The sequence below is a fragment of the Mycobacterium sp. IS-2888 genome (genome assembly GCF_001954215.1).
In the GTDB taxonomy this organism is placed as follows: Bacteria; Actinomycetota; Actinomycetes; order Mycobacteriales; family Mycobacteriaceae; genus Mycobacterium.
The window spans coordinates 41,718-54,428 of record NZ_MBET01000054.1 but is presented as its reverse complement, the minus strand read 5'-3'; the positions used below and the strand labels follow the sequence as shown (position 1 = coordinate 54,428).

Genomic DNA, 12,711 nt, shown 5'->3' with positions numbered 1-12,711 from the left:
TTCCGGCGCCCGGTACAAAAGTGTGCGCCCGCTGCACACAACACACCTCTGGGACGCCGAAAAATAGCCAACAGACAAAAGCCAACAAGGTAGTGTGCCGATCATGTGGAGCTCGTTACTGGGATTTGCGATTTTCGTGACGCTCCATCCGTTGCGTCTCGGCATCATCCTGCTCGTGATCTCCCGGCCGCGGCCCGTGCAAAACTTGTTCGCCTACTGGCTCGGCTGCATTGCGGTGAATGTTCCCTCCTATCTCGTCCCGCTGATCGTGCTGCACGTGACGCCGACGTTCGCTTCTTTTACTCGAGATTTGGCCAAGCCGGGCACCGGCGCGAACTCTGCCGCCCACTACATTCAAATCGGCTTGGGGGTGCTGGCGCTATCGATTGCCGCCGTGATGGCAGTGCGCTTCTCGGCGCGTCAGCGCGAGAAGGTGCCGGCAGCGGCAGGCAGCGGCTCGACGCTTGTGTTGGAGTCGAATACACCGAAATCGATCTCGCGGCTGATCGGTCAGGCGCAGGATCCGCCGACGGAGGGCGAATCCATTTTCCGGCGGCTGCTCCGCCGCGGCCACGATGTGTGGCAAAACGGATCCCTGTGGGTGGCGTTCCTGATCGGTGTCTTGATGGCGCCATCGCTCGAAGGGGTGCTGATCGTCGACGCAATCATCGTGGCGTCGGGAGCCGCGATCGGCACGCAGATCAGCGCCGCCATCGCGTTTGTCGTCGGGATGCTTGCGGTTGAGGAGATCATTCTCGTCAGCTATCTGGTGGCGCCGGCGAAAACCCAAGCGGCAGTGCGAGTGCTGCGCGACTGGGCGTGGACCCATCGTCGGAAGATCGTGCTGGTCATCATCGCCGTCGTCGGCGTCTCGCTGGTGGCGCAGGGCATGGCCGGCACCTGACCTCAGAGCGCATCGGCGTCGCTGCGTGACAGCACGACGTCGAGGCGCCGCACGCGCCGCTCCAATACGGTCAGGTCGCGGAGCCGCTGCGGCGCGCCGACGTCGTGAGGCCACAGGTAGCGCCACGGCGCGTAATCGCTGGGCAGCAGGAAGACATGGAAGCCGCGGTCCAGGAACGGTCGCAGCACATCAATCGGCCGCAGCTGCGGATCGCTCCACCATTTAGGCGACAGTTCAACCGCCAATTCGGCATCGGCGCCGAGAGCGTCGACGGACGCCACAATGCCTGCCAGCACGCGGTCCTCTGCGCCCTCCACATCGATCTTGATCAGCCGGGCGCTCGCCAGCTCCGCACGGGTGACGAGCGAACCGAGCGGCGCCGCCGGCACCCGGCCCCGTTCCCGCAGGCTGCAATGGGCGACCGTCGAGGTCATGCCCAGGTTGTAGCTTGGTCCGGCGAACAGTGTGAGTTGCCGAACGCGATCCGACACGGCGGCGGCAACCAGGCGAACGTTCGTCAGGGCGTTCCTGGTCACCGTCTCCTGTAGCGCGGAGATCGCGGTGGGGCACGGTTCGATCGCGACAACGACGCCATGCGGTCCAACCAGTCCGCTGGCCAACGCGCTTACACATCCGATGTTGGCGCCGACGTCGACGAAGGCGTCGCCCGGTCGCAGCCGGCGGCGCAGAAACGCCGCGAGATCGGGTTCCCAGGTGCCGAACAGGTAGATGTACAACGGGATGAAATCCGGGAGCCGGCAACGAAAATGGGTTCCGTCTTCGCTAACGCCCTCGACGGTCACCGGTCCCCGGAGCGCGGCGCGGAGCAACAGCGGCACAACCACGCCGTAGTACGGCACGATCAGCAAGAGCGCCCGGACCCAGCGCTCGGTGAGGCCGACGCGCTCCTTGCCGGTGCGAAGGAATCGTATGTACCAGCGCCACAGCCCTAGGATCCGAGCCCCGATCATTCCGCGGCCCTTTTGACCGGATCAGCCCTCACGCCGCGAGCGGGCGAAATCCTCGAGCAGATCAGCGGCGGCTGCAACGCTTTCGGCGGATTTGCTCATCCGAGTGGCGATCTCACGGGCGCGTCCGGCGTAGTCGGGCTCGAGGATGGTGCGCAGGTCCGCGACCAGCGATTGCTGGGTAGTGCTCGCGAATCCCCGGGCAGTGCCAACCTTCAGTCGTTTGAGCTGAGCTCCCCAATACGGCTGATCGGCCGCCGCCCAGAGGATCAAGGTGGGGACTCCGGCGCGCAGGCCGGCGGCCGTGGTGCCCGCGCCGCCATGGTGCACGACGGCGCGGCACGCGGGGAAAACGGCCGCATGGTTCACCGCCGCCACCACCTTGACGTTCGCGAATTGGGGGACGTCGCTGAAGTCGGTGCCGCCGGAGCACACCAACGCTCGCTCGCCTAGCTGCTCGCAAGCGGCGCTGATCATTTCGACTGTGCGGGCGGCAGATTCGACAGGGATGCTGCCAAACCCGAAATAGATCGGCGGTGTTCCAGCGGCAATCCACGACGCGACCTCGTCATCGGCGTCGGTCGGCAGTTCCATGGTCAGGGCGCCGACAAAGGGCCGCCGGCCGTTCCATTTCGCCCATTCGGCTGCCAGCCCGGGAAAGCAAACCTCGTCGTAGGCCTGGATTTCCAGCGACCCGCGTTCGGCGATCCGCCGCGACGAGGGGGCCGTCGACTTCGGCAGGCCCAGTTCACGCCGCTGCGTGTCCTCGACCCTTTTCGTCGTGCGCCAATACACCCACTCGTTCAAGGTCATCAAGGAGCGCCCGAACAGCGGCGGCAGGAATGGAAGGACCTGGCCGTGGGGCCGCGCCGGCGCGTAATGCAGTGTGGCCAACGGAATGTCGTGATACTCCGCGACGTTGGCCGCGGTCTCCTCCAAACTGCGGCCGGTGACGAGCAGGTCGGCCCCGCTTGCCCGCGATTTCAGCGTGGCGCTCGCCTCCCCCCAGCTCTGCATGAAGAGCCGCCAGAGTTCGCGTCCCAGCCTGATCAGCTCCGGGATCCTCCAGGGGCTGCGGGACAGACACGCCCACAGATCGCGGTGCACGTCCATCCACGTCTGCGTGTCCACCCCGTAGCCGGCCGCCGCAAGCCCGGCCGCCTCGGTGTCGCCCACCATGTCGGGCGGGACGGCCATGCGCACTTCGTGGCCCCGGCGCAGTAGCTCGCGGCCGACAGCGACGCCGGGCTCGACATCGCCGCGAGTTCCATAGCAGGCCAACACAAATATCATCGCGGTTCCTCGCCTTTCACGTGAGCCAAGTCGGGGATTTCAACCATCCAGTCGAACGGGTCCGGCCGCCGACCGTATTGAATGTCGAGGAGGTGGTCGCGCAGCGCTTGGCTCTTCGGGCCTGGCAGACCGTCGGCCACCGCGAATTCACACCGCGGGCCCTTGAATCCAACGATCGGGTTGACGACCGCCGCAGTCCCTACGGCGAAGACCTCGCGAATTTTGCCGGATATGCAGCCCTGCTTCAATTCCTCGAACGGGAATCGACGTTCGGTTGGGACCAACCCATGGGCGGTCGCCAGCGAAAGAACACTCGCCCGGGTCACCCCCTCGAGAATCGTTCCCAGGCTAGGGGTTACAAGCTCGCCTTCAGCTGTGATGGCAAATATGTTCATCGTGCCGGATTCCTGGACACAGCCATCATCGTCGAGGAACAACACGTGATCGCAGCCATACTCTTTGGCCTCGATTTCTGCCAAGAGGTTCGACGCGTAGTTACCACCGAATTTGACGCTCCCGGTGCCGCCCTCCCAGGCGCGGGGGTACTTCCCTACCCATAGCCGCATTCCGGCGGTTCCGCCCGGAAAATATGGGCCTGACGGGCTCGCGATGACGGCATAGGTCACGGACGGACTTGGCCGGACCCCGAGTCCCACTTCCGCACCGAACATGAATGGCCGGAGATACAAGCTGCATTCACGATCATTCGTGGGGACCCACGCACGGTCTACTTGTATCAGCGACATCAAGCTCGATAGGAAGAGGTCGTCGCCGAGCTGCGGAAGGGCCAATCTGGCAGCCGATTTGCGGAACCGGCGCGCATTGAGCAACGGTCTGAACAGCCAAACGCTTCCGTCTGCCCGACCGTAAGCTTTCAGGCCCTCGATCACTCCCTGGGCGTAGTGGAGCACAACGCATGCCGGATGAATGGTGAACGAGCTGAGCTGCGTTACACGCGCCCCGTGCCAACCTTTGTCCGCATCCCAGTAAATGATCGACATATGGTCAGTGAAAAAACGGCCGAACCCCGGGTCCGCTAAGATTTCGGCCCGCTCAGCGTCCGACAATCGCGATGGGGACGCGTCGAGTCGAAACCCCCCGGGCAAAAGCGCTGCTGCCTGATCCACCGACATTTTGTTCCACCTGAGATTGTTCGAAATTTAGATTAGCGGCGTATAGAAATACGTCCGCCGCTTCTTGATGAGCCCGTGTGGGCCGGGCCAGAAGAAGTCGGCAAACTCAACTTCGGCGGCGGCTCCGCCACGCACGGTGCCCTTGAAGCAGCCCTCGACCGCGACCACTCCGGAATCAGAAACGATCGACTCGATGTTGTGCATACCCGACTCGATGATGCGGTCATCCACGTAGAAGGACCTGATCGCCTCTCTTCCGCTCAGACACGCATAGCCCGGCCGTGAGTACTCGGCGTCGGCTTCGAAGAGTGCCACAAGGCCGTCGACATCCGCGTTGTCCACCGCCACGTAGTACTTCTGAACGACATCGGTAAAGACGGTGTGGTGCATCAGCGACCCCCTTCCAACGAAGATTTGATTTGCTGGCCATACCTGCGCAGCGATTCGGGAGTCAGCATGACTTCGTGTGCGCAGTCCGTCGCGTACTCGGTGACGTCGCCGGCGACATAGGGCCGCCAAGCTTCCAGCGCACACGAAGTCCTGTTGCTCTCACCTTGCGCCGCGGAAAATATGATCATGTCACCATCGAAAACACCGGGCTCGTGAGATCGCTGCAACGCCCTGTTGCCGTTGACGTTTCGCACAAGCAAATCGAGGTTTTCGACAAGCGAACCCAAAAGCTGTTCATACTGCGGAAATTCGACGGCCGCTCGTTCGCGAACCAGAGCTGCTATCTGCTCGTAGGTGAGCGTCGCATCCTGTTCCGGGACAGTAATGCCATAGAAGCGCAAGACCTCTTCCAGCATGTGCTTCTTGTCCAAGGCGTCGTTCGGCAGCGCGACGCTGTCGTCAAGATGGGGTTGAGCGTCCAGAAGGACAAGCCGTTCGACCACGCATCCGCGCCGCCGAAGCTCGATGGCAAGTTCGTGGGCGACGACCCCTCCGAAAGACCAGCCGAGAAGGTGGTAAGGCCCGGCGGGGCAAGCCCTTTGGATCCTGTCGGCGTAGTTTCTCGCCATATCCCGAATCGACCGAGGTTCGGCTTCTCCGGGCTGCAGGACCTGTTGAATGCCAATGATCGGGCAATCCACGTACTTACCGAGTGCCTGATACGCCCAACTCGCCCCGGCTCCGGGATGTATGCAGAACAGCGGAATACCAGTCCCGTCCTTGAGGACCTCAACGGGGACTACTTCCACCGCGCTGGCAGGGCTGTCCAACTGCTGGCTCAAACTTCGCACCGACGGCGCGTGGAACAGGGTGCGCACCGCGACGCGGGTGTCCAGGCGGGCGTTGATTGCCGTGATGACCCGTATCGCAGACAGCGAATCCCCGCCCAGGTCGAAGAACGAGTCGTCGACCCCGACCCGCTCGAGTCCCAGCACCTCGGCGTAGATGCCGGCCAGGACCTCCTCGGTGGGGGTGGCCGGGGCGCGGTACCGATCGGCGTCGGTGTATTCGGGTGGGGGCAGCGCTCGGGTGTCCAGTTTGCCGTTGACCGTCAGCGGCAGCGCCTCCAGCGCCACCACCGCGGCCGGCACCATGTAGGCCGGTAGGCGCTCGGCCAGCGCGGTCCGCGCCGTGCCCGGGTCGGCGGTGCCGGTGACATAGCCGACCAGGCGCTTGTCGCCGGGCCGGTCCTCACGCGCGATCACCGCCGCCTGCTCCACCCCGTCCAGTCCTGCCAGCGCCGCCTGGACCTCGCCGAGTTCGATGCGGTATCCGCGGATCTTGACCTGCTCGTCGGCACGGCCCAGATAGTGCAGCTGCCCATCGGGGCTCCACCGCACCAGATCTCCCGTGCGATACATCCGTGATCTCGGCGGCCCGTACGGACAGGCGACGAACCGCGTCCCCGTCAAACCCGACCGGCCCACATACCCGCATGCCAGTCCGGCACCGGCCACGTACAACTCCCCGACCACGCCGGCCGGCACCGGACGCAGCCACCCGTCGAGCACGAAAAAGCCAAGGTGCGCCAACGGCACCCCGATCGGGCTGGCATTGCCGGCGACATCGCGGTCGACGATCTCGCGGAACGAGGCATGCACCGTCGTCTCGGTGATGCCGTACATATTGATCAGTCGCGGCGATCCCGGATGGTTGGCCAGCCAGGCCCCAAGGCGCTGTGGTTCTAGCGCTTCACCACCGAACACCACCGTCTCGAGCTTCAGCTGCGACTCGGGCGCTAGCGCGTCGGCCGTTTGCAGGGCATAAAACGCCGACGGCGTCTGGCTCAACACGCTGACTTGTTCGGCAACCAGCAAGGCGCGCAGGTCTTCCGGTGAGCGGACCACCGCGTCGGGCACCACCACCAGTCGCCCACCGTGCAGCAGTGCACCGAAAATCTCCCACACCGAGTAGTCGAAGGCCAAGGAATGGCACTGCGTCCACACCTGTCCCGCCGACAACTCCAGCGCCGAGTCCAGTGTCGCGAGCAGCCGGGCGACGTTGCGGTGGGTGACGGCCACCCCCTTGGGGGCACCGGTAGTACCCGACGTGTAGATGAGGTAGGCGATGTCGTCGGGGGCCGGCGACGGCAGCGGTGTGCTGGGTTGGGCGTGGAGAGCGGGGTCGTCGACGTCGACGACTAGGACACCGCGTCCATCCAGCCGTTCGGCCAGCCCGGCGGTGGTGATCGCGGCGATCGGCGCAGCGTCGTCGAGCATGAACCTGATACGGGCCGCCGGCAGCCCCGGGTCGATCGGCAGGTAGGCGGCCCCGGTTTTGAGCACCGCGAAAATCGACGCGATCGCCTCGGCCGACCGCGGCAACAGCAGCCCGACGCACTGTCCCGGGCCCACACCATGACCAATCAGCCGGTGCGCCAACCGATTAGACGCCTCGTCGAGCTCGCGGTAGGTCCACGAGACCTCGCCGCATACCACCGCCACCGCCTCGGGCGCACCCGCCGCCTGCGCGGCGAACAACGCCGGGATCGATGCCGACGCGGCCGCCGGCGCCGTCAACGCCGCCCGATTACCCCAGTCCTGCAGGCGGGCATGCTCACCGGCATCGAGCAGATCCACCGACGACAGCCGCCGTGCCGGATCCGCGGTGATCGCCGCCAACACCCACTGCAGCCGCGCGATCAGTGTTTCGATGCTTTCCGCGTCGAACACGTCGGTGCGGAATTCCACCGCCCCCGAAAACCCGGCGGGCTCACCCGCCTCGTCCCAGCGTTCCGCCAGGGAAAACGTGAGGTCCATGCGCGCCGTGTGGGTGTCCGCCGACAGCGGTGCCACCTCGAGGTCACCCAAGGCGATCCCGGCGGGCTCGATGTTCTGCCCGGGAAGGTTCTGCCAGGCCAACAACACCTGGATCAGTGGGTGCTGGCTCAGGCTTCGGATGGGGTTGAGCCGCTCGACGAGCACCTCGAACGGCACATCCTGGTGCTCGTAGGCGGCCAGTCCGCGCCGACGGACCTGGGCCAGCACTTCACCGATGGTGGGATCCCCGGCCAGATCGACACGCAGCACCAACGTGTTGACGAAAACCCCGACCAGCGCATCCAGCGCCGGGTCGCCACGTCCGCCGATCGGGAACCCGACCGCCACATCGCTTGTGGCGCTGAGCTTTGCGAGCAGCACTGCCAGGGCGGCCTGGACCACCATGAAGCTGGTCGCGTTGTGCTCGGCCGCCACCCGGGCGATCCGTTGCTGCAGTGCCGCCGGCCACTCCACCGCGACGGTGGCGCCGCTGTAGTCGGCGACCGGCGGATAGGGCCGATCGGTGGGCAGCTGCAGGCGCTCGGGCATCCCGGCCAGGGCGTCCTGCCAGTAGGCCAGCTGCGCTGCGATGGGGCTCTCGGGATCGGCCAGGTCCCCCAGCTGCTCGCGCTGCCACAGCGTGTAGTCGGCGTACTGCACCGCCAACGGCGCCCACCCGGGGGCCTGTCCGGCGGACCGGCTGGCATACGCCACCCCCAGATCAGCGACCAGCGGGGCAATCGACAACCCGTCCGCGGCGATATGATGCACCACCGCAACCAGCACGTGCTCGTCGTGGCCGACGCGGAAAAGTCTTGCCCGCAAAGGGATTTCGCTCGCCAAATCAAACGAGTGACGCACCTCGGCGCCGATGGCCTCGCCCAGCCGCTCCGCCGACCAGCCGGTGGCATCGACGACGTCCCACCCGAAGTCGGCCCGCTCGGCGGGGATGATCACCTGCTGGGGTACGCCGTCGGCTAAGGCAAACAGTGTCCGCAGGCTCTCTTGGCGGGCCACCACATCGGCCAGCGCCGCGCCCAACGCCTCGACGTCCAGTGCGCCGGTGATCCGATAAGCGGTCGGCATGTTGTAGATCGGGGAGGGCCCGTGCAACTGGTCGAGGAACCACAACCGCTGCTGCGCAAACGACAACGGAAGTACTGCGGGACGCTGTTGGGCCGTCAACGCTGCCCTAGCGCTTTCCCCGCCGTGGGTCCTCATCCATTCGGCCAACCCGGCCACGGTGGGCGAATCAAACAACACCCGGATCGGGACCTCGACACGTAGCTCGGCCCGCACCCGCGCGATCAGCCGTGCCGCGGACAGTGAATGGCCACCCAAATCGAAGAACCCGTCATCGATACCAACCCGCGTCACCCCGAGAACCTCAGCGAACAACGCGACCAACACCTGTTCGCGTCGATCACGCGGCCCGCGATAGGCGGCCGCACTCACGAACTCCGGGACCGGCAATGCCCGACGATCGAGCTTGCCGTTGACCGTCAACGGCAACGACTCCACCACCATGACCGCCGCCGGCACCATGAACTCCGGTAACCGCTCGGCGACGAAACCGCGCAGCTCGGCGACGCGCTCGATCACCGCCGGGTCGTTGACGTACCCGGCCAGCGAACCCATCCCCGCGGCCGGCAGATAGAGATCCGTCAACACCGCCGGCGAGGATCCGTCGGAGGTGTTGTCGGAGGTGTTGTCGGAGCCCTCGGCGGCGCGGGTGAAGATGACATCGACCAAGCCGGTCTGCGGCGACCAGGTCACCGCGGTGGCATATCCGAGCTCCTGCCCCAACTGATAACACTGGTGCGGCACAACCGGATCCGGTGCGGACGTATCGGTACCCAACGCGCTGACAGGCACCCGATCACCGGCCGCAGCCAACGCCCGCGCCAACGCCACGTCGGGCGATATGCCGCCGTGCGGCACCCCGGTCACCCGCACCTCCGGCAACCGCTGCGCGCGCAGGTAGTCACCCAACGCGGCCAGGCTTTCGAAGCGCTGCCACGGCAGCGACGGCAGGCTCGCCACGGAGCGCACCACCACGGGCCCCTTGCGCAGCACCACCTCGTACCGGTAGCCGCTGAGCTCGTTGACCGCCCGCATCTGCTTGAGCTGCACCTGCACCGCGGCGATGTCGGCAAGGTGCTGCGGCAATGCCGCGAAAAACTCCGGCGCGAACAGCAATTCCTGCTCGGCGAGCATCTCCCGGCGCACCCGCTCGCGCATCACCGAAGCCGGATCCTCACCGGTGGTGGGGTCGGCACACAAAATCCCGGTGGTAAATGCCTGCAGCAACGACAGGTTGCGCACGTCGCCGAGGAACACCGCCCCACCCGGCGCCAGCAGCCGCATCGCCATCGCCAGCACCTCGAGCAGGTAGCCCGCGCTCGGGAAGTACTGCACCACGGAGTTCAGCACCACCACGTCGAAGTGCCCCGGCGGCAACCCGTCGGCCACATCCGCGGGCTGCACCCGCAACCGCACCCGATCAGCCCACGGCTGCGATGCCACCGCGGCCCGCAGCGTCTGAATCGTCGGCGCGGCCAAGTCCGTACCCCAATACTCGACACAATCCGGGGCCAGCCGGGAAAGCAGCAACCCCGCGCCCACCCCGATCTCGAGCACCCGGGCCGCGCCCAATCCGCGGATCCGCTCCACTGCGGCCGCGCGCCATTCCCGCATCTCCTCCAGCGGGATCGGTGCCCCGGTGTAGCTGCTGTTCCAGCCCGAGAAGTCCTCCCCCAGCACCGCGGGCGCGGCCGCCTCGGGCGTCGGCTGCGAATAGACGTCGCCCCACACTCGCTGCCACTGCTCGACCAGCCGCGCTTCCCGCTCGGGCTCTCGGACCAGCTTCATCTGCTGATCCAGCACCACATAGCCCGCCAGGAGTTTGTCGCTTGCCCCGTCGCCGGCATCCGCGGTGGGCGTGGCGGTGTGGGCGACGACCGCCGCCTGCGCCACCCGGGGATGGGCCGCCAGCACCGCCCCGACCTCACCCAACTCGATGCGATAGCCGCGGATCTTGACCTGCTCGTCGGCGCGCCCCAGGTACTGCAGTTGCCCATCGGGGCGCCAACAAACCAGGTCCCCGGTGCGATACATCCGTGTGCCCGGGGAGAAGGGGCACGCCACGAACCGCGACGCGGTCAAACCGGGCCGGCGCCAATACCCGCACCCGACCTGGGCGCCGGCCGCGTACAGCTCCCCGACCACGCCGGCGGGTACCGGACGCAGCCAGCCGTCGAGCACGAATAGCGCCGCCCTCGGCAGTGGCGAGCCGATGGGCACCACACCCGCCCCGGCCGTCAACGGGGCGCTGGTCGCCACCCACATCGTGGTCTCGGTCGGGCCGTATTCGTTGATCATCACCCGCCCGGGTGCCCAGCGGTCCACCACTTCGGCGGGGCAGGGTTCACCGCCCACCAACAAGGCCACGGAATCCAAACCGTCGGGTGAGAGCACGCCTGCGGCGGTTGGGGTTTGGCTCAACACCGTGACGTTTTCGGTGACCAGCAAGGCGTGCAGTTCTTCCGGTGAGCGGGCCGCCGACTCGGGCACCACCACCAGCCGCGCGCCGTGCAGAAGCGCACCGAAGATCTCCCAGCCCGAGATGTCGAAGCTGTAGGAGTGCCACTGCGCCCACACCTGCCCGGGGGCCGCCAGACCCGGGTCCATCGACGTCATCAGCTCGGTGACGTTGTGGTGGGTGATGGCCACGCCCTTGGGCACGCCGGTGGTGCCCGACGTGTAGATGACGTAGGCGATGTCGTCGGGGGCCGGGGCCGGCAAGCCGGTGCATGGGTAGGCGTCAACGCGCGGGTCGTCGACATCGATGACGGGCAGGTCGCACTCGTCCAGCCGGTCGGCCAACCCGGAGGTGGTGAGCAGCGCCACCGCCGCCGCATCGGCGAGCATGAACTCTATCCGGCTCGCGGGCAGCGCCGGGTCGATCGGTAGATAGGCCGCCCCGGTCTTGAGGACCGCCAAGATCGCGACGATCGCCTCGGCGGAACGCGAAAACAGCAGGGCGACAGACTGTCCCGGGCCTATCCCCTGGCCGGCCAACAGGTGCGCCAACCGGTTGGCGGCCTCATCGAGTTCCCGGTAGGTCGCGGAGCGGCCCGCAAACCTCAGCGCCACCGCGTCCGGGTCGAGCGCCACCTGCTCGGCGAACAACTCCGGAATCGACGCCGGCGTGCTCACCGGAGCGGTCAACGCGGCCCAGTTACCGATCTCGCGCAGCCGGGCCTGCTCGGGCTCGTCGAGCAGGTCCATCGACGAGAGCCGCCGCGCGGGGTCGGCGGTCATCGCCACCAACACCCGCTCTAACCGCTCGATCAGCGTTTCGATGCTCGCGGCGTCGAAAATGTCGGTGCGGAATTCCACCGCTCCGCCGATTCCGGCGAGTTCGCCGGCCTCGCTCCAGCGTTCGGCCAGGGTGAACATCAGGTCCATGCGGGCGGTGCGGGTGTCCGCCGGCAGGGGCGTGGCCTGCACGTCACCCAAGCTCAGCCCGGTGGGCTCGGTGTCCTGCCCGGCAAAGTTCTGCCACGCCAACAACACCTGGACCACGGGGTGGAAGGTCAGGCTTCGGGTGGGGTTGAGCCGCTCGACCAGCACTTCGAACGGGACGTCTTGGTGCTCGTAGGCGGCCAGGCTGCGTTGTCGCACCTGGGTCAGCAGTTCGCCGATGGTGGGATCGCCGGCCAGGTCCACCCGCAGCACCAAGGTGTTGACGAAAAATCCCACCAGCTCGTCCAGCGCGGGGTCGCGGCGCCCGGCAATTGGGAATCCCACCGCCACGTCGGGGCTGGCGCTGAGCTGAGACAACAGCACCGCCAGCGCCGCCTGCACCACCATGAAGGTGGTCGCGTTGTGTTCGCGGGCCAGATCGCGCACCCGCTGCTGCAGCTCGGCCGGCCAATCGACCGCGACACTGGCGCCGCGCTGATCGGCGAACGGCGGATAGGGCCGGTCGGTGGGCAGTTGCAGCCGCTCGGGCAGCCCGGCCAGCGCGTCTTCCCAATAAGCCAGCTGCGCGGCGATGGGGCTCTCGCGATCGTCAAGATCACCGAACTGTGCACGCTGCCACAGCGTGTAGTCGACGTACTGCACCGGCAATGGCGCCCAGTCGGGGGCTTGCCCGGCACACCGGCTGACATATGCCAGCCCCATGTCACGCACCAGGG

Annotated in this window: 6 protein-coding genes (1 of these 6 cut by a window edge); 1 reads left to right on the top strand and 5 read right to left on the bottom strand. The window is 66.6% G+C overall.

Annotated features, from left to right (window positions below):
* Window positions 1–103 precede the first annotated feature (103 nt).
* Entirely contained in the window at window positions 104–904 is an 801-nt protein-coding gene (locus tag A5745_RS09745) for a GAP family protein (protein ID WP_076059736.1), read from the top strand.
* Window positions 905–906: 2 nt separating this feature from the next.
* Here A5745_RS09745 and A5745_RS09740 read toward each other — a convergent pair whose 3' ends face one another.
* The 5 genes in view from A5745_RS09740 to A5745_RS24885 are tightly spaced (at most 27 nt apart) and all read right to left on the bottom strand, a layout consistent with a single transcriptional unit that may run on beyond the window.
* Window positions 907–1,875 carry an FkbM family methyltransferase gene (locus A5745_RS09740; RefSeq protein WP_083662857.1) on the bottom strand — a complete coding sequence of 323 codons (969 nt, stop codon included), beginning with the start codon at window positions 1,873–1,875 and terminating at the stop codon, window positions 907–909.
* Between the two features lie 21 nt (window positions 1,876–1,896).
* The gene (locus A5745_RS09735; protein ID WP_076115891.1) at window positions 1,897–3,165 is read right to left on the bottom strand and encodes a glycosyltransferase; all 1,269 of its coding nucleotides are present in this window, start codon (window positions 3,163–3,165) and stop codon (window positions 1,897–1,899) included.
* A complete protein-coding gene (locus A5745_RS09730; protein ID WP_083662855.1) occupies window positions 3,162–4,298 on the bottom strand; it encodes a branched-chain amino acid aminotransferase in 1,137 nt (378 codons plus the stop codon). The genes A5745_RS09735 and A5745_RS09730 overlap by 4 nt, the downstream gene beginning before the upstream one ends.
* Before the next feature lie 27 nt (window positions 4,299–4,325).
* Window positions 4,326–4,688 (bottom strand): nuclear transport factor 2 family protein, encoded by a 363-nt coding sequence (locus A5745_RS09725; RefSeq protein WP_076059719.1) that lies wholly within the window; start codon window positions 4,686–4,688, stop codon window positions 4,326–4,328.
* A protein-coding gene (locus tag A5745_RS24885; protein ID WP_076115890.1) for a non-ribosomal peptide synthetase crosses the window boundary here: on the bottom strand, window positions 4,688–12,711 show its 3' end. It continues 20,566 nt past the right edge of the window; the window shows 8,024 of its 28,590 coding nt (coding positions 20,567–28,590); the start codon falls outside the window, past its right edge; the stop codon is at window positions 4,688–4,690. Before A5745_RS24885 ends, A5745_RS09725 begins: the two co-directional genes overlap by 1 nt.

What these genes read in the sequence shown, in the direction of transcription:
- A5745_RS09745 (WP_076059736.1), top strand. Translation starts at nt 104, where the DNA reads ATGTGGAGCTCGTTACTGGGATTTGCGATTTTCGTGACGCTCCATCCG.
- A5745_RS09740 (WP_083662857.1), bottom strand. Translation starts at nt 1,875, where the DNA reads ATGATCGGGGCTCGGATCCTAGGGCTGTGGCGCTGGTACATACGATTC.
- A5745_RS09735 (WP_076115891.1), bottom strand. Translation starts at nt 3,165, where the DNA reads ATGATATTTGTGTTGGCCTGCTATGGAACTCGCGGCGATGTCGAGCCC.
- A5745_RS09730 (WP_083662855.1), bottom strand. Translation starts at nt 4,298, where the DNA reads ATGTCGGTGGATCAGGCAGCAGCGCTTTTGCCCGGGGGGTTTCGACTC.
- A5745_RS09725 (WP_076059719.1), bottom strand. Translation starts at nt 4,688, where the DNA reads ATGCACCACACCGTCTTTACCGATGTCGTTCAGAAGTACTACGTGGCG.